The organism is Massilia psychrophila (assembly GCF_002760665.1).
Classification (GTDB): Bacteria; Pseudomonadota; Gammaproteobacteria; order Burkholderiales; family Burkholderiaceae_D; genus JAFCUW01.
The window spans coordinates 158,980-180,258 of the sequence record NZ_PDOB01000001.1 but is presented as its reverse complement, the minus strand read 5'-3'; the positions used below and the strand labels follow the sequence as shown (position 1 = coordinate 180,258).

20 protein-coding genes are annotated in these 21,279 nt (G+C 64.9%); 15 read left to right on the top strand and 5 right to left on the bottom strand.

The annotated features are described in order from the left end of the window. The first annotated feature begins 66 nt into the window (after nucleotides 1-66). The 5 genes from CR103_RS00815 to CR103_RS00795 all read left to right on the top strand — a co-directional run bounded on the left by CR103_RS00815 (nucleotide 67) and on the right by CR103_RS00795 (nucleotide 6,049). Nucleotides 67-777, top strand: a complete 711-nt coding sequence (locus CR103_RS00815; RefSeq protein WP_099914105.1) for a response regulator — start codon at nucleotides 67-69, stop codon at nucleotides 775-777. Continuing rightward, complete coding sequence (locus CR103_RS00810; RefSeq protein ID WP_229442583.1) at nucleotides 774-2,321, top strand: sensor histidine kinase; 1,548 nt, start codon at nucleotides 774-776, stop codon at nucleotides 2,319-2,321. Before CR103_RS00815 ends, CR103_RS00810 begins: the two co-directional genes overlap by 4 nt. Next, entirely contained in the window at nucleotides 2,305-2,697 is a 393-nt protein-coding gene (locus CR103_RS00805; protein ID WP_307719651.1) for a DUF4212 domain-containing protein, read from the top strand. The genes CR103_RS00810 and CR103_RS00805 overlap by 17 nt, the downstream gene beginning before the upstream one ends. Further along, complete coding sequence (locus tag CR103_RS00800) at nucleotides 2,694-4,742, top strand: sodium:solute symporter family protein (protein ID WP_099914104.1); 2,049 nt, start codon at nucleotides 2,694-2,696, stop codon at nucleotides 4,740-4,742. Before CR103_RS00805 ends, CR103_RS00800 begins: the two co-directional genes overlap by 4 nt. Before the next feature lie 92 nt (nucleotides 4,743-4,834). Further along, nucleotides 4,835-6,049, top strand: coding sequence for a 6-phosphofructokinase (locus tag CR103_RS00795; RefSeq protein ID WP_099914103.1), 1,215 nt, complete (start codon nucleotides 4,835-4,837; stop codon nucleotides 6,047-6,049). A 53-nt stretch (nucleotides 6,050-6,102) separates the two neighbouring features. Here CR103_RS00795 and purM read toward each other — a convergent pair whose 3' ends face one another. Further along, entirely contained in the window at nucleotides 6,103-7,146 is a 1,044-nt protein-coding gene (gene purM, locus CR103_RS00790) for a phosphoribosylformylglycinamidine cyclo-ligase (RefSeq protein WP_099914102.1), read from the bottom strand. Between the two features lie 137 nt (nucleotides 7,147-7,283). Here purM and CR103_RS00785 point away from each other — a divergent pair, with 137 nt between their 5' ends. Genes CR103_RS00785 through CR103_RS21885 form a run of 7 tightly spaced genes read left to right on the top strand, consistent with a single transcriptional unit; the run spans nucleotide 7,284 to nucleotide 12,871 of the window. Next, the gene (locus CR103_RS00785) at nucleotides 7,284-8,369 is read left to right on the top strand and encodes an AI-2E family transporter (protein ID WP_099914101.1); all 1,086 of its coding nucleotides are present in this window, start codon (nucleotides 7,284-7,286) and stop codon (nucleotides 8,367-8,369) included. 58 nt (nucleotides 8,370-8,427) lie between these two features. After that, entirely contained in the window at nucleotides 8,428-9,111 is a 684-nt protein-coding gene (gene hda / locus CR103_RS00780) for a DnaA regulatory inactivator Hda (protein ID WP_099914100.1), read from the top strand. A gap of 10 nt (nucleotides 9,112-9,121) precedes the next feature. Continuing rightward, complete coding sequence (locus CR103_RS00775; protein ID WP_099914099.1) at nucleotides 9,122-9,796, top strand: histidinol-phosphatase; 675 nt, start codon at nucleotides 9,122-9,124, stop codon at nucleotides 9,794-9,796. Next, nucleotides 9,789-11,162, top strand: a complete 1,374-nt coding sequence (pcnB, locus tag CR103_RS00770; protein ID WP_099914098.1) for a polynucleotide adenylyltransferase PcnB — start codon at nucleotides 9,789-9,791, stop codon at nucleotides 11,160-11,162. The genes CR103_RS00775 and pcnB overlap by 8 nt, the downstream gene beginning before the upstream one ends. Before the next feature lie 3 nt (nucleotides 11,163-11,165). After that, nucleotides 11,166-11,657 (top strand): 2-amino-4-hydroxy-6-hydroxymethyldihydropteridine diphosphokinase, encoded by a 492-nt coding sequence (folK, locus tag CR103_RS00765; RefSeq protein WP_099914097.1) that lies wholly within the window; start codon nucleotides 11,166-11,168, stop codon nucleotides 11,655-11,657. Nucleotides 11,658-11,706: 49 nt separating this feature from the next. Next, nucleotides 11,707-12,576, top strand: coding sequence for a 3-methyl-2-oxobutanoate hydroxymethyltransferase (gene panB / locus CR103_RS00760; RefSeq protein WP_180279230.1), 870 nt, complete (start codon nucleotides 11,707-11,709; stop codon nucleotides 12,574-12,576). Between the two features lie 22 nt (nucleotides 12,577-12,598). Then, complete coding sequence (locus CR103_RS21885) at nucleotides 12,599-12,871, top strand: hypothetical protein (protein WP_143752486.1); 273 nt, start codon at nucleotides 12,599-12,601, stop codon at nucleotides 12,869-12,871. Nucleotides 12,872-13,068: 197 nt separating this feature from the next. On the opposite strand, the gene CR103_RS00755 is transcribed toward CR103_RS21885, so the two are convergent. Further along, the gene (locus CR103_RS00755) at nucleotides 13,069-14,556 is read right to left on the bottom strand and encodes an aldehyde dehydrogenase (RefSeq protein WP_099914304.1); all 1,488 of its coding nucleotides are present in this window, start codon (nucleotides 14,554-14,556) and stop codon (nucleotides 13,069-13,071) included. 265 nt (nucleotides 14,557-14,821) lie between these two features. Then, entirely contained in the window at nucleotides 14,822-14,944 is a 123-nt protein-coding gene (locus CR103_RS23790; protein ID WP_267873955.1) for a hypothetical protein, read from the bottom strand. A gap of 16 nt (nucleotides 14,945-14,960) precedes the next feature. On the opposite strand from CR103_RS23790, the gene CR103_RS00750 reads away from it, so the two are divergent. The 3 genes from CR103_RS00750 (at nucleotide 14,961) to CR103_RS00740 (ending at nucleotide 18,162) form a co-directional block, all read left to right on the top strand. Then, the gene (locus tag CR103_RS00750; protein ID WP_188827279.1) at nucleotides 14,961-15,209 is read left to right on the top strand and encodes a hypothetical protein; all 249 of its coding nucleotides are present in this window, start codon (nucleotides 14,961-14,963) and stop codon (nucleotides 15,207-15,209) included. Between the two features lie 180 nt (nucleotides 15,210-15,389). Continuing rightward, complete coding sequence (locus CR103_RS00745; protein ID WP_180279229.1) at nucleotides 15,390-16,856, top strand: high affinity choline transporter 1; 1,467 nt, start codon at nucleotides 15,390-15,392, stop codon at nucleotides 16,854-16,856. Nucleotides 16,857-17,070: 214 nt separating this feature from the next. Next, nucleotides 17,071-18,162, top strand: coding sequence for a DUF5694 domain-containing protein (locus tag CR103_RS00740; RefSeq protein WP_099914094.1), 1,092 nt, complete (start codon nucleotides 17,071-17,073; stop codon nucleotides 18,160-18,162). Here CR103_RS00740 and CR103_RS00735 read toward each other — a convergent pair. Together CR103_RS00735 and CR103_RS00730 are read right to left on the bottom strand one after the other, a co-directional pair. After that, the gene (locus tag CR103_RS00735) at nucleotides 18,151-20,079 is read right to left on the bottom strand and encodes a serine hydrolase domain-containing protein (protein WP_099914093.1); all 1,929 of its coding nucleotides are present in this window, start codon (nucleotides 20,077-20,079) and stop codon (nucleotides 18,151-18,153) included. The genes CR103_RS00740 and CR103_RS00735 overlap by 12 nt on opposite strands. A 108-nt stretch (nucleotides 20,080-20,187) precedes the next feature. Then, entirely contained in the window at nucleotides 20,188-21,261 is a 1,074-nt protein-coding gene (locus tag CR103_RS00730) for a sensor histidine kinase (RefSeq protein WP_229442581.1), read from the bottom strand. Nucleotides 21,262-21,279: the final 18 nt, after the last annotated feature.

Here is a 21,279-nt window from a genome sequence, read left to right as displayed (position 1 = left end):
CCAAAAACTCGCGTTGCGCGCTCAAATGAAACACAATGTGCACTTCGATATCAGGGATTTGCCGCCATGCGTATTTTACTTGCCGAAGATGATAGCGTGCTTGCCGATGGTTTGACGCGCTCCTTGCGTCAATCGGGCTATGCGATCGACTGCGTCAAGAACGGCCAGGAGGCGGACACGGCGTTATCGACCCAGGAATTCGACCTGCTGATTCTCGACCTCGGCTTGCCGAAGATGAGCGGGCTGGAAGTGCTGCGCCGCCTGCGCTCGCGTTCGTCGCTGCTGCCGGTGCTGATCCTGACGGCGGCCGACTCGATCGAGCAGCGCGTCAATGGCCTCGACCTCGGCGCCGACGATTACATGGCCAAGCCGTTCGCGCTGTCGGAACTGGAGGCGCGGGTGCGCGCGTTGACCCGGCGCGGCGCCGGCGGCGGCCCCACCGTGGTCCGCCACGGCCCGCTGGTGTACGACCAGGTCGGGCGCAGCGCCTACATCAACGACCAGATGCTGGACCTGTCGGCGCGCGAGCTGGGTCTGCTCGAGATCCTGCTGGCGCGCACCGGCCGGCTGGTGTCGAAGGAGCAGTTGGTCGACCATTTGTGCGAATGGGGCGAGGAAGTGTCGAACAACGCGATCGAGGTATACGTGCACCGGCTGCGCAAGAAGATCGAAGTGGGCGGGGTGCGCATCGCCACCGTGCGCGGCCTCGGTTACTGCCTCGAACGCTACCCCGAAGCGGCGCGGCCGGCGCCTGACGCGGGCCACGAATCGAAGTGAAGCCGCGCGACCAGCCAGCAGCGCCGCCCGCCGCAGCTGACCCTTCGCCGGCCGGGCAGACGTACCAGCCGGCCAATCCGGAGCCGGACGAAAACATCCAGCACTCGCTGTTCGGCGAAATCCTCGACTGGATGCTGGCGCCGCTGCTGCTGCTGTGGCCGATGAGTATCGCAATCACTTACCTGGTGGCGAAGTCGATCGCCAACCAGCCGTTCGACCATGCGCTCGAAGACAGCGTCACCGTGCTGGCGCAGCAGGTAGTCGACACCGACGGCAAGGTGGTGTCGCGGCTGCCCGGCAGCGCGCGCGACATCCTGCGCGCCGACGACGTCGACAATGTCTATTTTCAGATCACCGGGCCGCGCGCCGAATACGTCGACGGCGACCGCGACCTGCCGGCGCCGACGGAGGAGGAACGCGAACGCGCGTTCGGCCCGAGCGTGCGCTTTCGCAACGACAGCATGCGCGGCACCCCGGTGCGGGTCGCCTATTCTTACGTCAACCTGCGGCTGGTGGCAGCGCGCGGCGACGAGCCGCGCCTCGCATTGGTACAGGTGGCCGAGACGCTCGACAAGCGCGCCCAGCTGGCCAACGAGATCATCAAGGGCGTGATCCTGCCGCAGTTCATCATCCTGCCGATCGTGCTGGCGCTGGTGTGGCTCGCGCTGGCGCGCGGGTTGTCGCCGCTGGCCCAGCTGCAGGAGCGCATTCGCGCGCGCCGGCCGGACGATTTGTCGCCGATCGATTCGCGCCAGGTGCCGGAAGAAATTTCGCCGCTGGTCGGTTCCCTCAACGACATGCTGGGACGGCTGTCGCACACCATCGACATGCAAAAACGCTTCATTGCCGACGCCGCCCACCAGATGAAGACGCCGCTGGCGGGCATGCGAATGCAGTCGGAACTGGCGTTGCGCCAGCGCAGCCCGGACGAAATTCACCATTCCCTTATCCAGCTGGCCAAGAGCTCGGAGTCGGCCACCCGGCTGGTGAACCAGCTGCTGGCGCTGGCGCGGGCCGAAAACCAGCCGCAGGCAGGCCTGGCGTTCGAGACGGTGGAGCTGGCAGCGCTGGCGCGCGCCACGCTGCTGGACTGGGTGCAAGCCTCGTTCGTGCAGCAGATCGACCTCGGTTTCGAGCAACCCGACGGTTCGGTCGAGATTGCCGGCAACGCGATGATGCTGCGCGAACTGCTGTCGAACCTGATCGACAATGCGCTGCGCTACACGCCGGCGGGCGGCAGCGTCACGGTGCGCGTGCGGCGCGACGGCATCGACCCGGTCCTGGAAGTCGAAGATACCGGGCCGGGCATTGCGCCGGCCGAACGCGAGCGCGTGTTCGAGCGCTTCTACCGCATCCTCGGCAGCGGCGCCGCCGGCAGCGGGCTGGGGCTGGCGATCGTGCGCGAGATCGGCCACCAGCATGACGCCCAAGTCGAGGTCTTCAACAACCCGCGCAGCGGCAGCGGCATGCTGAAAAAATCCCCCGGCAGCCTGTTCCGTGTGACCTTCCCAACCCTTGATGCGCCCGATGACGATGCCGACTGACCCGATCCCCCTCCCGCTTCCCGCTTCGAGCGCGCCGGTCCTCGACGACGCCGGCGCCGCGGCCCAGCGCCAGCTGGCGGTTTTGGGGGCCCGCAGCCGCCACTGGCAGCGCACCCGGCGTCTGAGCTTCGTGCTGCTGGCCCTTTGGCTGGCCGCCACTTTCTGCAGCGTGTTTTTCGCCCGCGAGCTGGCCGCTTTGTCGCTGTTCGGCTGGCCGCTGTCGTTCTACCTGGCCGCGCAAGGCACTGCGCTGATCTACCTGGCCATCGTCGGCGCCTACGCCGCCGGCGTGCATCATTTCGACCGGCGCTACGCGCGCGAACTGGGGCCAGGGGCAGCACATGAGGGCAAAACGGCGCGCGGAGAGACGCCATGATCGCGGCCCGCGCGCGCTTTGCGCGGCTGTCGCGCCACTACCTGTATTTCACCGGCTGCTTCGGCGCCTTCCTGCTGGCGCTGGCGATACTGGAAAAGCAAGGCATGCCGCGCGTATGGATCGGCTACCTGTTCATGTTCGCCACTATCGTGCTGTACGCCGCCATCGGCGTGTTCAGCCGCACTTCGAATGTATCGGAATATTATGTGGCGGGGCGGCGCGTGCCGGCGCTGTTCAACGGCATGGCCACCGCCGCCGACTGGATCTCGGCGGCCAGCTTCATCAGCCTGGCCGGCGGGCTGTACCTGCGCGGCTTCGACGGCCTGGCCTACATCATGGGATGGACCGGCGGCTACTGCCTGGTGGCGCTGTTGATCGCACCCTACCTGCGCAAGTTCGCCCAGTACACCATCCCCGATTTCCTGGCCGCGCGCTACGCCGGCGGCGCCGGCGGGCGCGGCACCCCGGTGCGGCTGATGGCGGTCGGCGCCACCATCATCGTCTCGTTCACCTATGTCGTGGCGCAGATCTACGCGGTCGGGCTGATTGCCTCGCGCTTCACCGGGGTCGATTTCTCGGTCGGTATTTTCCTCGGCCTGGCATCGATCCTGGTGTGCTCCTTCCTTGGCGGCATGCGGGCGATCACCTGGACCCAGGTGGCCCAGTACATCATCATCCTGGTGGCTTTTTTGATCCCGACCATGTGGCTGTCGGCCAAGCACGCCGACAATCCGCTGCCACATGTGGCATACGGCGCCGTGCTGCCGAAGCTGGCGGCGCGCGAGGCGCAGCTGGCAAGCGACCCAAAGGAGCTGGCGGTGCGCGCCATCTTTACGCAGCGCGCCGATGCATACGCGCAGCGCATCAAGGCCCTGCCAGCGTCGTGGGAAGCGGGCAGGCTCGACATCTTGCGCGAGCTCGACGCGGTACGGCGGCGCGCCGGTTCGCTGATCGATATCCGCGCCACCGAGCGCCGGCTGGCGGCCTATCCGAAGACGGCCGACGAGGCGGCGCGGCTGTGGGCCGACCTGCAGGCGGCGAACCTGGCGCGCGCGCTGCCGCCCGAGCCGCACGCGACGCCGTTCCCCGGCCCTGACCGCGAGCAGTCCGACAGCCGCCGCAACAATTTTTTGGCGCTGGTATTTTGCCTGATGCTGGGCACCGCGGCGCTGCCGCATATCCTGATGCGCTCCTACACCACGCCGTCGGTGCGCGAAACGCGGGTGTCGGTGTTCTGGACCCTGTTTTTCATCCTGCTGGTGTATCTCTCCATCCCGGCGCTGGCGGTGATGGTCAAATACGACATCTACACCCAGCTGGTCGGCAGCGAATTCTCGCACCTGCCGAACTGGGTCTCGTACTGGGCCAGCGTCGACAAGCAAAATCCGCTGATCGCGATTGCCGACATCAACCGCGACGGCATTGTGCAGCTGGCCGAAATCGCCATCGACGGCGACGTGCTGGTGCTGGCCACGCCTGAAATCGGCGGCCTGCCGTACGTAATTTCGGGGCTGGTAGCGGCCGGCGGGCTGGCCGCCGCGCTGTCGACCGCCGACGGCCTGCTGCTGGCGATCTCGAACGCGCTGTCGCACGACGTCTATTACAAGGTCGTCGATCCGGCCGCCTCGACCCAGAAGCGGGTGACGATATCGAAGCTGCTGCTGCTGGCGGTCGCCTTCAGCGCCGCCTACGTCGCCTCGCAAAAGCCGGCCGACATCCTCTCGCTGGTCGGGGCGGCGTTCTCGCTGGCCGGTTCCACGTTGTTTCCGGCGCTGGTACTGGGCGTGTTCTGGAAGCGCGCCAACCACATCGGCGCGCTGGCCGGCATGGTGTCGGGCTTCGCCGTCTGCACCTACTACATGCTGCACACCCATCCGATCCTGGGCGGCAGCGCGGCCGGCCAGTGGTTTCATATCGCGCCGATTTCGGCCGGCGTGTTCGGCGTGCCGGCCGGGATGGCGGTACTGGTCGCGGTCAGCCTGCTGACACGCGCGCCGGACGCGCTCAGCAATAGTTTCATCGACCACATCCGGGCGCCGGAATAAGTTGTTGCAGAGCCTGAGAGCCTGCTAAAGGCCGGCCGGGCGTAATTTGCAGTAATCTGGAAGCAGTTTGCCAACACTCAAAGGAGGTTCGCATGTCATCGGGAAAAATTCTGGTCGCTCAGGGCGGCGGTCCGACCGCCGTCATCAATCAGTCGATGGTGGGGGTGGTGCTGGAGGCGCGCCGCTTCCCGCAGGTAACCAGGGTGTATGGCGCGCTGCACGGCGTGCGCGGCATCGTCAACGAACAATTCATCGACCTGAGCTGCGAAACCGTCGCCAACCTCGAGCTGGTGGCGGCGACGCCGTCGTCGGCCCTCGGCTCGACCCGCGACAAGCCCGACATCGCCTACTGCCAGCAGATTTTCGACGTCCTGCGCGCCCATGAGATCGAGCATTTCTTTTACATCGGCGGCAACGATTCGTCCGACACCGTGCGCATCGTCAGCCTCGAAGCGCAAAAGGCCGGCTACCCGCTGCGCTGCATCCACATTCCGAAAACTATCGACAACGACCTGGTCGGCAACGACCACACGCCCGGTTTCCCGTCGGCGGCGCGCTTCGTCGCCCAAGCCTTCGCCGGCGCCAATCTCGACAATGCCGCGTTGCCCGGCGTGTATGTCGGCGTGGTGATGGGCCGCCACGCCGGTTTCCTGACCGCCGCCGCCGCGCTCGGAAAAAAATTTCCCGACGACGGCCCGCACCTGATCTACCTGCCCGAGCGCACCTTCTCGCTCGACGCTTTTTTGGCCGACGTCAAGCAGACCTATGCGAAGTACGGCCGCTGCGTGATCGCCGTGTCCGAAGGGATCCACGACGCTTCCGGCGAAGCGATCGCCAGCCTGCTGTCGAAGGAAGTCGAGCGCGACGCCCACGGCAACGTCCAGCTGTCGGGCACCGGCGCGCTGGCCGACCTGCTGTGCAATGAAATCAAGGACAAACTGGGTATCAAGCGGGTGCGCGGCGACACCTTCGGCTACCTGCAGCGCTCGTTCATCGGCTGCGTGTCCGACGTCGACCAGCGGGAAGCGCGCGAAGTGGGCGAAAAGGCGGTGCAGTACGCCATGTGGGGCGAGCACGACGGCTCGGTTGCCATCCGCCGCAGCGGGGATTACTCGGTCGAGTACGCGCTGGTGCCGCTCGAATCGGTGGCCGGCAAGACGCGCGTGATGGAGGACGAATTCATCGCCGCCAGCGGCACCGACGTCACCGACGCCTTCCGCCAGTACCTGCGCCCTCTGCTCGGCGCCAGCATGCCGGACGCGCACCGCCTGCGCGCGGCGCCAGTGGCCAAGATTCTTAACAAATAAGCCGGCGAGAGTTAATCGGGCGCGCTCTGGCGGCGCCCGTCAGTTGACGATCTTCAGATGACGATCGTCTGGTGTTCGTCGCCAGCGCGCGCGCGGATGGCGCCGACCCGGAACACGGTCTCGCCGGCCGCGCTCAGCTGCGCAAAGGCGGCGTCGGCCTGTTCTGGCGCGACGATGACGATCATGCCGATGCCGCAGTTGAACACGCGGTGCATCTCGGCGTCGGCCACGCCGCCGTGCTGCTGCAGCCAGTGGAACAGCGGCGGCATTGTCCATGCGGTGGAATCGAGCAGCGCCGTCAGGTGCGGCTGCAGCACGCGCGGGATGTTCTCGACCAGGCCGCCGCCGGTGATGTGGACCATGCCCTTGACGTCGATCGTCTCCATCAGCGCCAGCAGCGGCTTGACGTAGATGCGGGTCGGCTCCATCAGCACGTCGGCCAGTTTGCGGCCGTGGAAGTCGCCGTCGAGGTCGGGCTTGGCCACTTCGATGATCTTGCGCACCAGCGAATAACCGTTCGAGTGCACGCCTGACGAAGCCAGGCCGAGCACGACGTCGCCGGCGGCAATCCGGGTGCCGTCGATGATCTTCGACTTTTCCACCGCGCCGACGGCAAACCCGGCAAGATCGTATTCGCCGGCCGGGTACATGCTCGGCATTTCGGCCGTTTCGCCGCCGATCAGGGCGCAACCGGCCTGCTCGCAGCCTTTGGCGATGCCGCCTATGACAGCGGTGGCGGTCGGCACGTCGAGCTTGCCGCAGGCAAAATAGTCGAGGAAGAACAGCGGCTCGGCGCCCTGCACCAGGATGTCGTTGACGCTCATGGCGACCAGGTCGATGCCGACCGTGTCGTGCCGGTTCAGTTCGAACGCGAGTTTAAGCTTGGTGCCGACGCCGTCGGTACCCGACACCAGCACCGGCTCCTTGAATTTTTTACTGATCTCGAACAGGGCGCCGAAACCGCCGATCCCTTTCAACACGCCTTCGCGCATGGTGCGTTTGGCCAGCGGCTTGATCGCCTCCACCAGGGCATCGCCCGCATCGATATCGACACCGGCATCGCGGTAGGAAAGTGAAACATTTGAAGGTTGGCTCATGGTGGTTTTGGCAGCGAAGGCGGTAAAATAGAAGGCGGCAGAACAATTGCACGCGCGAGGCGATCGCAAAGGTCAATTCGCTATTTTATCAAAACGGCCCGTCCACCACACAATTAACCAAAACAGACCACCAATACATGCCATTTTCTTTCACGCCGGAACAGAAGCAAACGGGGTTTTGGCTGGGTGTATGGCTCGCGTTCGTGGTGCTGTTGTATGCGCTGGGACCGGTACTGACCCCGTTCATCGCCGCCGCCATCCTCGCCTACGCACTCAACGGCGGCGTCGATTACCTCGCCCAGCGCCGCATCGGCCGGCTCCTGGTACCGCGCGCGCTGGCGGTGGTGCTGGTGATGCTGGTGTTCCTGTCGGCCGTCAGCGCACTGGCGCTGATCGTCATCCCGGTGCTGGAAATCGAAATCCCGCTGCTGCTCGAACACATTCCCGCTTTCCTGGTCCGCCTCGACCAGCAGCTGTCGCCGCGGCTGGCGGCCATCGGCATCAAGGTCAAGCTCGACGGCACCGGCCTTCGCGGCCTGCTGACCCAGCAGTTCGCCAGCGGCGACGTCGACCAGCTTTGGACCACCCTGCTGTCGTCGGCGCGCATCGGCGGCACCCGCGTGCTCGGCTGGATCGTGACCTTGATCCTGATTCCCGTAGCGCTGTTTTACTTGCTGCTCGACTGGCACAAGATGCTCGACCGGATCAGCGGCGCCGTGCCGCGCCGCTGGGTGGCGCAGACCCTCGCCATGGCGCAGGAAGTCAACATCCTGCTGGCCCAGTACCTGCGCGGCCAATTGCTGGTCATGCTGGTGCTGGCGGCGTATTACTCGGTCGGCCTGACGATCGCCGGCTTCGACGTCGCGCTACCGGTCGGCATCCTTACCGGCCTGCTGGTGTTCATCCCCTACCTCGGCTTCGGGATCGGGTTGATTTTGGCCCTGGTCGCCGCGGTGCTGCAGTTCGCCGACTGGAGCGGCCTGGTCGCGGTGGCCGTGATCTATGGCGCCGGCCAGCTCATCGAGGGCTTTTTCCTGACGCCGCGCCTGGTGGGCGAGCGCATCGGCTTGAATCCGCTGGCCGTCATCTTTGCCCTGCTCGCCTTCGGTCAGCTGTTCGGCTTCGTCGGCGTGCTGCTCGCGCTGCCCGCCTCGGCCGTGTTGATGGTGGCGTTTCGCCACTTGCGCCACCACTATCTGCGCAGCAGCTTCTATAATGCCTGATGTACACACAGCACATGCCAGCAAACTTGTATGAGACTAACCCTTTGAAACGATCGCCATGAAACAGCTGGTGCTCGATTTGGGCGCAGACCAGGCGCAAAGCCTCGACAGCTTCGAGGTCGGACAGAACGCCGAACTGGCGCATCTGATGCATCAGTTCGCCTCTCGCAGCTCGCGCGAACACTTCGCCTACCTGTGGGGCGAGACCGCCGCCGGCAAAACCCACCTGCTGCACGCGCTGGCCGCCACCCCCGCTTCGCGCTACATTGGCGCCTGCGCGTTGGAGGGCGCCTTCACCTATTCGCCCGACGTCAGCCTGTACCTGCTCGACGACTGCGGGCAGCTATCGCCCGAGGCCCAGATCGAGGCGTTCGCGCTGTTCAACCAGATCCGCGAGCATGGCGCCTACATGGTGTCGACCGGCCCGGTGCCGCCCGCGGTGCTGCCGGTGCGCGAAGACCTGCGCACGCGCATGGGCTGGGGCCTGGTGTACCAGATCCACGGCCTGTCCGACGACGAGAAGATCGCCGCCCTGACGCATGCGGCCGACGCCCGCGGTTTGACGCTGTCGGCCAGCGTGTTACCCTACCTGCTGTCCCATTTTCGGCGCGACATGCGCTCCCTGTCGACGATGCTGGACGCACTCGATCAGTATTCCCTCGAAACCCAGCGCCCGGTGACCTTGCCGCTGCTACGCGACCTGCTGCAGCAGGCCAAGGTCGAAGGCGAACTTAAACCATGAACCGCACACCATGAACAAACTGGCCCTGTTTGACCTCGACCACACGCTGCTGCCGCTCGACTCCGACTACGAGTGGGGCCAGTTCCTGGTGCGCACCGGCGCCGTCGAGCCGAAAGCCTTCAAGCGCGCCAACGACGATTTTTTTGCCCAGTACCAGGCCGGCACGCTCGACCCGGTCGAATACCTCGAGTTCGCGCTCGGCACGCTGGCGCGTTTTACACGGCCCCAGCTCGATGCGATGCACTGCCAGTTCATGCTTGAGGTGATCGAGCCGTCGATTTTGCCGGCCGCGCGCGCGTTGCTGCAACAGCATGCCGATAGCGGCGACCTGGTGGTGATCATCACCGCCACCAACCGCTTCGTCACCGCGCCGATTGCCGCCGCGCTGGGCGTGGAGCACCTGATCGCCGCCATGCCCGAGGAAGACGCGCACGGTAACCTGACCGGCAAGCTGCTCGGCATCCCCACGTCCGGCGCCGGCAAGGTCACCCACACCCACGCCTGGCTGGAAAAAATCGGCAAGCCGCTCGCCGCGTTCGAGAGCAGCCATTTCTACAGCGATTCGCACAACGATATTCCCCTGCTGTCCGTCGTCACCCACCCTGTTGCAACCAATCCCGATGCCACGCTGGCAACCCACGCTACGAACTTTGGCTGGCCCTCACTTTATCTATTCAATGATTAAAAAATTCATCCGCAAGATCCTCGGCGTCAAAGACAAGCCAGCGCGCGACCCGGCCGAACCGATCGTCCTCGGGCCGGCCGAACACGGCATCGATCCGAAACTGGTGTCGTCGAACGCGATCCGCGTCACGTCCTCGCTGCAGGAAGCCGGCTTCAAGGCTTTTGTGGTCGGCGGCGCGGTGCGCGACCTGCTGCTGGGGGTCAAGCCGAAAGACTTCGACATCGCCACCGACGCCACGCCCGATCAGGTCAAGCGGCTGTTCCGGCGCGCCTTCATCATCGGCCGGCGCTTCCAGATCGTCCACGTGATGTTCGGCCAGGACCTGCTCGAGGTGACCACGTTTCGCGGCGCCGGCGAAGCCAACGCGCCCAAGGATGAACACGGGCGCGTCCTGCGCGACAACAGCTTCGGGCCGCAGCACGAAGACGCGATGCGGCGCGACTTCACCATCAACGCCATGTACTACGACCCGGCCACCCAGATGGTGCTCGACTACCACGGCGGCATCGCCGACATCCGCGACAAGACATTGCGCATCATCGGCCAGCCCGAAGCGCGCTACCGCGAAGACCCGGTGCGCATGCTGCGCGTGGTGCGCTTCGCGGCGCGGCTGCAATTTACCATCGAGCCGACAACGCGCGCGCCGATCGCGGTGATGGCGCCGCTGATCGACAACGTGCCGGCCGCCCGCGTATTCGACGAGATGCTCAAGCTGCTCATGAGCGGCCATGCGCTGGCCTGCCTGCAGCAACTGCGCAAGGAAGGCCTGCACCACGGCCTGCTGCCGCTGCTCGACGTCGTGCTCGAGCAGCCGATCGGCATGAAGTTCGTGACCCTGGCTTTGGGGTCGACGGACGAGCGGGTCAGGGCCGGCAAGGGCGTCTCCCCCGGCTTCCTGTTTGCCTCGCTGCTGTGGCACCAGGTGGTGGAAAAATGGACTGCCTACCGCGCCGCCGGCGAATCGCCCATCCCGGCGCTGCACCTGGCCGCCGACGACGTGCTCGATTCGCAGACCGAACAGCTGGCGCTGCAGCGCAAGATCGCTTCCGACATGCGCGACATCTGGTCGATGCAGCCGCGCTTCGAGCGGCGCAGCGGCAAGGCGCCGTACAAGCTGCTCGAGCACGTGCGCTTTCGCGCCGGCTACGACTTCCTGCTGCTGCGCTGCGAGTCCGGCGAAATCGACATGGAGCTGGGCGAATGGTGGACCGCGTTCTATGACGCCGACGCCAGTGAGCGCGAAGACCTGCTCACCAGCGAGCGGGTTGCCCCGGCTGCGGCAAAACGCAAGCGCGCCCCGCGCCGCGCCGCGCGCAAGGGCGACATCGATGGCGCGGCCGTGAGCGGAACCACGAGCGACGAGTGACGCGTGAATAGGAAGCGAACAACAATCGCCTACATCGGCATCGGCGCCAACCTGGGCGACGCCCGGGCCAACGTCGACGATGCGCTGGCGCGCCTTGCCGCGCTGCCGGCAACGACGCTGCTGCTGCGCTCATCTCACTACCGCAGCGCGCCGCTCGAATCGTCGGGCGACGATTACGTCAACGCCGTGGCCTGCATCGACACGCAACTGGCTGCCAGCGACCTGTTGGCCGCGCTGCACGCCATTGAACTTGCGCACGGGCGCGAACGGCCGTACCGCAACGCGCCGCGCACGCTCGACCTCGACATCCTGCTGTACGGCGACGAACTGATCGATTTACCGGCGCTGCGCGTGCCGCACCCGCGCATGCACGAGCGCGCCTTCGTGCTGGCGCCGCTGCTCGAAATCGCGCCCGGCATCGAGGTGCCCGGCCGCGGCCCGGCGCACCGGTTGTTGAGCGCCGTGGCCGGCCAGGCAATCAGCAAGATTGACTGACTCGCATTACACTAACGTTGCGCTCTATTTTCAACTTTCAGGACAACCAATGAGTTCTTATTTGCAGGGTAAAGAGATGACCGGCGCCAGCACGGAAGTGGCCGCGCCGGCCAAGCAGGTGGCGCCGAAAGCGGTGACGATCCCGGCGCTGAACGCCATGCGCGCGGCAGGCAACCCGATCGTCATGCTGACCTGCTACGACGCCAGCTTCGCGTCGCTGATGGACCGCTGCGGCGTTCACATCCTGCTGATCGGCGATTCGCTCGGCATGGTCTGCAACGGCCACCAGTCGACCTTGCCCGTCACGGTAGCGGAAGTGGCGTACCACACCGCCGCGGTAGCGCGCGGCAGCAAAAGCGCGATGATCGTCGCCGACCTGCCGTTCGGCGCCTACGCTACCCGCGAGGCGGCGTTCGACAACGCCGTCAAGCTGATGCAGGCGGGCGCCCACATGGTCAAGCTCGAAGGCGGCGCCTGGCTGGCCGACACCGTCAAATTCCTCACCGAGCGCGCGGTGCCGGTGTGCGCCCACCTCGGCCTGACGCCGCAGTCGGTACACCAGCTGGGCGGCTACAAGGTGCAGGGCAAGACGCTCGAAAGCGCCGAGCAGCTCAAGGCCGACGCGCTGCTGCTGCAGCAAGCCGGCGCCTCGCTGCTGGTGTTGGAGGCGATTCCGGCCGCCCTCGGCAAGGAAACCACCGATTCGCTGACGATGCCGACGATCGGCATCGGCGCAGGTCCCGATTGCTCCGGCCAGGTGCTGGTGATGCACGACATGCTGGGCGTGTTCCCGGGCCGCAAGGCGCGCTTCGTCAAAAATTTCATGGATGGCGAAGTGACGACCATCGAGGGCGCCGTGACCGCGTACGTGAATGCCGTCACCGACCGCAGCTTCCCGGCACTGGAGCACTGCTTCTAAGGCTGAACGAGGGGGTTCCGCCATGACCCACGCTGACGACTTCGCCCGCATTTTCATCGCGCTGTGGCCGGATTCGGCCATACGCGAACAATTGCGGGCCTGGCGCGACAGCCGCGCGTGGCCAAAACCGGCCGCGCCGGACGCGCGATGGAGTCGAAACTGGGCGTTGGTGCGCAATACGAGCTCGTTCGCCACGACCCTGCAACAATCGAATAGGGCGGCACTTGGACAGCAGCCGGCTTGCGCCGCGACCGCGATCCGCGTTGATTCACCAAGCGCGCCGAAGCCTGACTGAAGTCGCACATGATTCGGCTATGTCGATCGTACGCGCCGTATGGGCGGCAATATATCAAGCCAACCGAAAGACCGTCATCCTCGCGCGTACCCAGAGCCATAGTGAGCGCGCCATGTCTGTCAAGCATGCTCAGCATGGGTCCCCGCATTCGCGAGGATGACGTGGTTTTGGTGTGCCGGGGTTCCCGGTGTTCCCGGCTACCCGATCTGGATCCAGGTCGTCTTCAGCTCGGTGTACTTGTCGATCGCGTGCAGCGACTTGTCGCGGCCGTTGCCGGACTGCTTGACGCCGCCGAACGGCACCGTCATGTCGTCGCTGTCGTACTGGTTGACGTGGACGGTGCCGGCGCGCAGCGCCCGCGCGGTCTGGATCGCCTTCGTCAAATCGCGCGTCCATACCGCCGCCTGCAGGCCGTACGGCGTCGAATTGGCCTGGCGAATCGCGTCCTTGATATCGGTGAAGCTGAGGACCGACAGCACCGGCCCGAAAATTTCTTCGTTGGCGATGCTCATCGAACCGTCGACGCCGTCGAACAGCGTCGGCGCGATGTAGAAGCCGCCGCTGTCGAGCCTGGCCGCCTCACCACCCGCCACCAGCCTGGCGCCGGCCGCCTTGCCGGCCGCGATGTAGCCCATCACCGTTTTCATTTGCGTGGCGTCGACAATGGCGCCCATCACGGTCGCTTCGTCGAGCGGATCGCCCGGCTGGAAGCGCGGCATCATCGCCAGCGCCTTGTCGAGAAATTGCTCCCTGATCGATTCTTCGACAAACAGGCGCGACGGCGCATTGCAGCTTTCGCCCTGGTTGAAATAGATCGAGCCGATCGCCGCGCTCACCGCCGCATCCAGGTCCGGGCAGTCGGCGCAGACGATGTTGGCAGACTTGCCGCCCAGCTCGGTCCAGGCGCGCTTCAGGTTCGACTGGCCGGCCATCTGCATGATTTTTTTGCCGACCGGGGTCGAGCCGGTAAAGGCGATGCAGTCGACGTCCATGTGCAGCGCCAGCGCGGCGCCGGCGTCGATGCCGAAACCGGGCACGACGTTGAACACGCCGGCGGGAATGCCTGCCTCGAGCGCGATCTCGGCCAGCTTGAGCGCCGATAGCGGCGATTTTTCAGACGGTTTCAGAACCACGCTGTTGCCGGCGGCCAGGGCCGGGGCGATCTTCCAGGCCGTCATGATCAACGGGTAATTCCACGGCACGATGGCGCCCACCACGCCGACCGGTTCGCGCGTAATCAACGCCAGGCTGGCGTCGCCGGTTGGCGCGATCTCGTCGTAGATTTTGTCGATCGCCTCGCCGTACCAGCGGATGCAGTTGGCGCACGACGCCACGTCGACGCTCTGGCTGTACTTGATCGGCTTGCCCATGTCGAGCGTTTCGAGCAGCGCCAGCTCGGCCGTGTTTTTCAGGATCAGGTCGGCAAATTTGATGAGCGTGCGCTTGCGTGCGGCCGGCGATTTGCCGGCCCAGCGCCGGTCTTCGAAAGCGGCGCGCGCCGCCGCCACGGCAGCGTCGATGTCGGCCACGCCGCCACGCGCCACCTTCGCCAGCAGTCGGCCGTCGATCGGCGAGTGGTCGTCGAAAGTCTGTTCCGAGGCCGCCCAGGTGCGCTGGCCGTTGATGAAGGCGCGGCCGTCGATTTCGAGCGCCGATGCGCGTTCATGCCACTGGGTTGCTGCCATCTTCATCTCCTAAAAAACTTCGCCGTCGCAGCGAGAATGAACTTATTCTACTCCGCCCGCTTGTGCCGATTCCTCGTTATTGGTCATTGTCCTTCGTCGCGTTTGCCGCCAGCAGCGACAAACGCGACGAAATAATAGTCGAAGCGGGCGCGGTCGTCGGCCTGGCAGGCGCCGGAGCACGTCGTCGCCGCCGAGTTCCCTGTCGGCGAGAGAACGCTGCATCGAGCCCTGCTGTGGATCCAGTGGCGTTTTCATCGTTTGTCTTTTATCTGGACATCGCAGGTGACGGATGGCCGCTCAGCAGGCCATCGACCCTGGCAAGGCTGGCATCGATCTCGAGGCCGGCGTCGGTGATGCGCAGGCGCGAGGTGCCTTTTTTGACATACATGGCAACTGGTGCCAGGTTGCTGGACAAACGCCGGCACGTCGGCCACGCTGTGAACGGTGTTGTAGATGCCGGTGAGCGCGGTGAACGACTGCGCGGCGCTGTTGCCCGGCTGGGCTGCCCGCAGCCAGTCGAAGAGAGGAACCACCAGCCGAATCGCCCGCCCCTACAGCGCGCAAAATCCGGTCTCGCCGATCAGCGGACTGAGGTGTTCGGCCAGGCGCTGCCATCGATGCATCAGCGTCTGATTGCGCGCATCGTGGAGTAAAAATTATAGCCCCGTCCCAAAATTTGCAAATTCAAGCGGGCAAGGCGGCGAAGCCGACGCAAGATTGCCCCCAAACCCACAAGCCGCTGAAACATGACAATATCGCCACAGCGGCGTTCTACCGCTATAATCGGCGGATTTTCCGGGTTGAACATCTCCCCGACGAGCGCGCAGGAAACCATGAATACCATACTGATTACGTCTGTTGTCCTGTATCTGGTCGCGACCCTCGCCCTCGGCGTCTGGGCCGGTACCCGCATCAAGAACACCAGCGACTTCGCGGTGGCCGGCCGCAGCCTGCCCTTGATCATGGTCGTCACCACCACCTTTGCCACCTGGTTCGGCGCCGAGACGGTGATGGGCATTCCCGCCAAATTCTTGCAAGGCGGTCTGAACGCGGTGGTGGAAGACCCGTTCGGCGCCGGCACCTGCCTGATCCTGGTCGGCGTATTTTTCGCCGCCAAGTTGTACCGGCTCAACCTCATGACGATCGGCGACTATTACCGCGAGCGCTACGGCAAAGGTGTCGAGATCTTTTGCTCGACGGCGATTATCCTGTCCTACCTCGGCTGGGTCGCGGCGCAGATCACTGCCCTCGGCCTGGTGTTCTCGGTGCTCACCGACGGCGCCATGTCGGAAACGGCCGGCATGATCGTCGGCACCCTGGCGGTGCTGGTCTACGTCGTCGCCGGCGGTTTTCTGGCGGTGGCGATCACCGATTTCATCCAGATGATCGTGCTGGTGATCGGCCTGTCCGTCATCGCCTGGTTTAGCGCCGACCTGGCCGGCGGGGTAGCCCCGGTGATGGCAATGGCGGGCCAGGCCGACTTGTGGAAATTTTTGCCGCCGCCGACCTTTACCGATATCGCTTTTTTTATCGGCGCCGCGGTCACCATTATGTTCGGCAGCATCCCGCAGCAGGATATCTACCAGCGCGTGATGTCGGCCAAGAACGCGCCCACCGCGCGGGCCGGCGCCATCATCGGCGGCGTCAGCTACATCCTGTTCGCCTTCGTGCCGATGTTTATCGTCGCCTGCGCCGTCATCGTCATGGGCCAGAACGCGCTCGACCTCGCCAAAAACGACTATCAGCGCTTACTGCCTACTTTTGTCCTGACCAAGATGCCGCTGGCGATGCAGATCCTGTTCTTCGGCGCGCTGCTCTCGGCCATCAAGAGCACCACGTCGGCGACCTTGCTGGCGCCATCGACGAGCTTCGTCGAAAACATTCTCGAGCACCTGCGCCCGGGCATGAACGACCGCCAGCGGCTGTTCGCGATGCGCTGCTCAATCGTGGTGTTCGCCGCCCTGGTGCTGAGCTACGCAATCGCCATGAAAGGCACCCCGATCTACGAACTGGTGTCGTCGGCCTATCAGGTCACGCTGGTCGGCGCCTTCGTGCCGCTGGTGCTGGGCCTGTACTGGCAGCGCGCCAGCACCCAGGGCGCGGTGCTGTCGCTGGCAGCCGGCATTGGCACCTGGCTGCTGTTTTTTCCGCAGTTGACGAACCTGGGCACAATATTCCCTGGCCAGCTGGCCGGACTGATCGCCGCGTTCGCCGGCATGGTGCTCGGATCGCTGCTGCCGCAGGTCATGAAGAACCGCCCCCAGCCGCGTCAGCACGGCGCCGTCGGCGCCAAAGCCTGAGCGGCGCTCGCAAAAGCGCCGGACAACATGGTTTGCCACGAACAGGCGGCCTGAGCTTTTCATCACGGCAATGCCAACAGCGTTTCATTCCACCAAACACGCATCCTGTCGCACGCTCCCATCGTGAACTGCCGCATACGCCTACAGTAGCCTTTCTACGCCGAACCACGTCCACTGGCGTGCTCGTCGACCCATCATGAGAGGAAACAATCAAATGCTGCAACGAGTAACTGGCCTGGCCATGGCCGCCATGCTGTGCGCCGCAAGCGCAAGCGCCCAGCAAAGTGCGGCAATCTTCGACCCCGGCAAACTGAAGGGACCGGCGAAGGGCTTGCCGAACGAGGTGCTGGTCCTCGGTACGGCCCACCTGGCGCAGCTGCCGGCTACCTTCCAAAGCGCCGGCCTGCGAATCCTGAACCAGCGCCTGCTTGCCTGGAAGCCCGGGATCATCGTCATCGAGAAGCTGTCCGGTCCGCAGTGCGCCTTCATGCGCCAGTACCCGCATCGCTACAAGGAGACGGTGCGGACGTATTGCTGGGATCCGGCGCCGGCGCGTGTCGCCACCGGCCTCGACGTGTCGGCCGCGACCTTTGAAATCGACCGGCTGCTCGCCAGCTGGCCCGCCGCCCCGACGCCATCCCAGCGGCGCCACCTCGCTAGCGTGTTCCTCGCCGGCGGCGAACGGATCTCGGCGCTGGTGCAGTGGCTGCGCCTGCCCGACACGGAGCGGCATGCCGGCGACGGCCTCGATGCCACCCTTGTCGCAACGCTCGACAAGTTGCGCAGCGAGCGCAGTGAAGACGCGTCGATCGCCGCGCCACTGGCGGCGGCGCTGGGGCTCGAGCGCGTCTACGGCATGGACGACCATACGGCAGATACGCCGGATGCGTCCGACACGGCGCGCAAAGCGTCCGGTGACGCCATTCAACAAGCCTGGGACAATCCCGCCACCGCCAAGCGCAAACAGGTAGACGCGCAGCTGCAACCCCGTCTTGCCGATGCGGAAGGCGTCATGGCGCTGTATCGCGCCCTCAACGTGCCGTCACAGGCCAGGCTCGTCTACGACAGCGACTTCGGCGCGGCCCTCGAAGAAGGCTCCCCGCAACAATTTGGCCGCGGCTATGTCGCCTATTGGGAGACGCGCAACCTGCGCATGGCGTCGAACATCCGGGAAACCATCGGCAACCTGCCGGGCCGCCGCACGCTGGTCATCGTCGGCGCCTCGCACAAAGGATATCTCGACGCTTATTTGAACCAGATGCACGATGTGCGGATCGTGTCGTCCGACCAGGTGCTATTGCCATAGCCGAAACGGCACCAGGCCCCACGCTGCCAGGACGGCCAGCAACTGCAGTACGGCGGCCAAGGCGATGCGATCGCTGGTGTGTCCTCGCTGTCGTGCTCGCCACAGCCCCCAGGCCATGGCAAACGGCAGCAAGCCTGTCGCTGCCGCCAGCAGCAAACTCGCTGCCGTGCGATCGCCCAGTTGAAGAAAGGACTGCGTGTAAAAAAAGGGCACGGGCAGCAGCAGAGCAAGGATAGACGCCAGTGGTATCGTCAGCACAGGCGCTGTTGTTGCTGTTGCTGTTGTTGATGCTGCGGACCGGCGACGGATGACGCAGCACCATAGTCCCCATACCAGCACATACGCCAGTCCAGCCAGGCCGGCCGCCAGGGTTCCCCATAGCCACAGCATGCGGCCCCACGGCACTTGTTCGTAGGTGCGCAGACCGTCGTTCATGAAGCGCCGGCCATCGTCTGAGCGCATCAGCACGTGGGATGGCGCAATACGGTCGCTGGTCTGAAACAGCAATCCGCCAGCCGGGGAAAGCGCCTTGGACGCGCCTTGAAAAGGAATCAGGTGCAGCAGTGTGCCATCCCAGTCGAGCCGCCGAAAATTAAAGACGACGTCCGTCCATGCGAGGCTCGAGACGGTGAACGACATCGGCACATACCAGCCCGGCCAGTCTGCCATTGGCGCCACGGGCGGCGTTTCCACGTTGGCCGGCTTGGCCCGCACGCCCTGCGGTGACAGCGCCAGGTCAGCGATCAGGCGCTTGTAGAATTGCTCATAGTCGGCGCCTTCGCTGTCGGCATTGAAGGCGATGAAAAAAGCCTTGTTTTGCGGTCGGTAGACGCATAACATCGCCACGTAACCGACTGTTCCGCCGGGGTGGCACGCACCGATCGCACCGTGGCGGTCGCGCACTGCCAACGCCAGACCGTGGCCGGCCGTCAAACCGGCCAACGCCGCATCGGTGCCGGCCGGGCGATCGAGCTGTTGCATCAGGTCGGCGCGCACCAGGCCAGCGCCGTCGCCCATCAGCATCACCGCAAGGCGGGCCATGTCGGCGGCCGTCGTCGTGAACTGTCCGGCTGGTCGCAAATAGATGGGTACGGCAGCCTGCGGCGCGCCTTGCTCAAAATGGCCCATGGCCAGGCGCTTGTCGGCGAACGGCCCTTCTTGCGTGACGAACTCGAACGTGCTGTCGGCCATGCCAAGCGGGCGCAGCAGTTTGGTATCCAGGTAGCGTTCGTAGCGCTCGCCGCTGACAGCCTCGATGACCATGCCCAGTAACGCGTAGTTCATGTTCGAATACGCATAGCGACTGCTTGGCCGCGCATGCACCGTCAACAGCGAAGCATCGCCGGCAAAGCCAGCGGCCAGGGGCGTATCCGGGCGCGGCTCCAGGCTGAACATCTGCCAAAAACGGATGTTATCGAGTCCTGACGTGTGGGCCAGCAGATGGCGTACGCGCACCGGATCGCCGCCACGCCATGGATTGGTGAATGCCAGGCCCGGCAGCAATGCGGCCACTGGCGTATCCAGCGTCAACTTGCTATCCGTGACGAGACGCAACACGCCAAGCGCAAGCAAGGTTTTGGCGACCGATCCGACATGCACCCTGGTGTCTACCGCCATGCGCTCGCCGGTGGCGACGTTCTTCAGGCCCGCCGCTGCCGTGGCGGTGACGCCACCAGGGCCGACCGTACTCCAGAGCGCACCGGCAAGTCCTGCACGCGGCAAGGCTTGCTCGAAAACAGACTGCAAAGGCAGACCGGTGTTGCTGGCGTGAGCGCTGCACACGAGCGTGTTCAGCAGAAAACAAGCCAAGGCGAGGCACAGGCGTGGCATGCGCAGTTGTACAGTGTTGATCATGAAGTAAGGTCGTCGACAGCGCGCAGCGATTTGACCTGCGCATATGCCGGCATGGATGCCCATGCGAGGATGAGGAAGCTGATCAGCAGTTTCATTGCGTGCAGTCAAAAAAATGGACGAGCACACAGGATGGCGAGCCGGCGGTGAAACGCGGGTGAATTCCGGCTGATCTCAGTGCGCGCGGATTGGCACGATCTCGACGCGATACGCCGTCGCGCCGGCATGAAACCCGATTTTCCAGCGCATTGTCTCGGCGATGCGCCGAAGCAGATGCTGGCCGTGCAGAAACCCCTGCATCCTGCCGGTCCGGGCAGGATCGACCGTGTTGCACAGGCTAAGCACGCCGTCGGCGAACGACAGTAGCAGGCGTGAATTGGCCCCACCATGGAACAGGGCATTGCCCACGCAGTTATTGATGATCAGCATGGACAAATGCCGGTTTCCCAGTACCTCCAGCCGATCCGGCAGGTCAAGCGCCAGGCGTTCGCCTTCCCAGTCGCCATTGTCGAGCAGGCGTAACAGGCTTTCCTCGATACAGCCGCGCAGATCGAACGTCTCCTGTGCGATGTGCTCGGCACGCGCCAGGGCGAACAGCACATCGATGGTAGTACCAATTTCATCCAGACCGGCCTGCAGCTGCGCCACGTCGTCGGTGTCCAGCGCACGCGCTTGCGCCAGTGCGACGATATTGTTCATGACCGTGAGCGGCGTTCGCAACTCATGGCTGACGTCACGCGTGAATGCATGCTCCCGGTTCAGCGAAGAGTGCAGTTCGGCTATCGTGGTACCGAGCTTTTTCGCCAGGTAGCCGATTTCGTCCGGGCGGTGCCGGGCGCTCAATTCGATCGTACTTTTCTGCGACAGACCGCGTACTTCATTGGCCAGCACCTGGAGCGGAGAAACCAGCCGCTTCGACAGCAGGTAGGCCAGCAACAGCGCCAGGGCGATCAACCCCAGCGCAACTGCGATCAGCACGCCGCCGACGTCCTGGAACAGTTTCGTCACAACCAGCAGCGGACGGACATCGGCCAGCAGGTAAATACGTTGCGGACCGGACTGTGCGGGCAGGTCGAGCGAGCGCAGGTGATAGTGCTGGCCGGTGTCGGTGAAGATTTCAGCACGTCCGCGGCCCGCGACGACCTGTTCGCGCACGATTGGCGGCAGCGCCTCGACGCTGCGGTAAGCACGGATGATCTCATCGGCAGCCGGCCTGATGTCGCCGTGCAGGCGGAAATGCGCCGTCATGGCCGCCGCTTCGCGTTT

What these genes read in the sequence shown, in the direction of transcription:
- CR103_RS23790 (WP_267873955.1), bottom strand. Translation starts at nt 14,944, where the DNA reads ATGTATGTCAAAAAAGGCACCTCGCGCCTGCGCATCACCGACGCCGGC.
- CR103_RS00740 (WP_099914094.1), top strand. Translation starts at nt 17,071, where the DNA reads ATGCTGCAACGAGTAACTGGCCTGGCCATGGCCGCCATGCTGTGCGCC.
- CR103_RS00795 (WP_099914103.1), top strand. Translation starts at nt 4,835, where the DNA reads ATGTCATCGGGAAAAATTCTGGTCGCTCAGGGCGGCGGTCCGACCGCC.
- CR103_RS21885 (WP_143752486.1), top strand. Translation starts at nt 12,599, where the DNA reads ATGACCCACGCTGACGACTTCGCCCGCATTTTCATCGCGCTGTGGCCG.
- CR103_RS00805 (WP_307719651.1), top strand. Translation starts at nt 2,305, where the DNA reads ATGACGATGCCGACTGACCCGATCCCCCTCCCGCTTCCCGCTTCGAGC.
- CR103_RS00730 (WP_229442581.1), bottom strand. Translation starts at nt 21,261, where the DNA reads ATGACGGCGCATTTCCGCCTGCACGGCGACATCAGGCCGGCTGCCGAT.
- purM (WP_099914102.1), bottom strand. Translation starts at nt 7,146, where the DNA reads ATGAGCCAACCTTCAAATGTTTCACTTTCCTACCGCGATGCCGGTGTC.
- CR103_RS00775 (WP_099914099.1), top strand. Translation starts at nt 9,122, where the DNA reads ATGAACAAACTGGCCCTGTTTGACCTCGACCACACGCTGCTGCCGCTC.
- pcnB (WP_099914098.1), top strand. Translation starts at nt 9,789, where the DNA reads ATGATTAAAAAATTCATCCGCAAGATCCTCGGCGTCAAAGACAAGCCA.
- CR103_RS00785 (WP_099914101.1), top strand. Translation starts at nt 7,284, where the DNA reads ATGCCATTTTCTTTCACGCCGGAACAGAAGCAAACGGGGTTTTGGCTG.
- CR103_RS00735 (WP_099914093.1), bottom strand. Translation starts at nt 20,079, where the DNA reads ATGGGCATCCATGCCGGCATATGCGCAGGTCAAATCGCTGCGCGCTGT.
- CR103_RS00800 (WP_099914104.1), top strand. Translation starts at nt 2,694, where the DNA reads ATGATCGCGGCCCGCGCGCGCTTTGCGCGGCTGTCGCGCCACTACCTG.
- CR103_RS00745 (WP_180279229.1), top strand. Translation starts at nt 15,390, where the DNA reads ATGAATACCATACTGATTACGTCTGTTGTCCTGTATCTGGTCGCGACC.
- CR103_RS00755 (WP_099914304.1), bottom strand. Translation starts at nt 14,556, where the DNA reads ATGGCAGCAACCCAGTGGCATGAACGCGCATCGGCGCTCGAAATCGAC.
- hda (WP_099914100.1), top strand. Translation starts at nt 8,428, where the DNA reads ATGAAACAGCTGGTGCTCGATTTGGGCGCAGACCAGGCGCAAAGCCTC.
- CR103_RS00815 (WP_099914105.1), top strand. Translation starts at nt 67, where the DNA reads ATGCGTATTTTACTTGCCGAAGATGATAGCGTGCTTGCCGATGGTTTG.
- panB (WP_180279230.1), top strand. Translation starts at nt 11,707, where the DNA reads ATGAGTTCTTATTTGCAGGGTAAAGAGATGACCGGCGCCAGCACGGAA.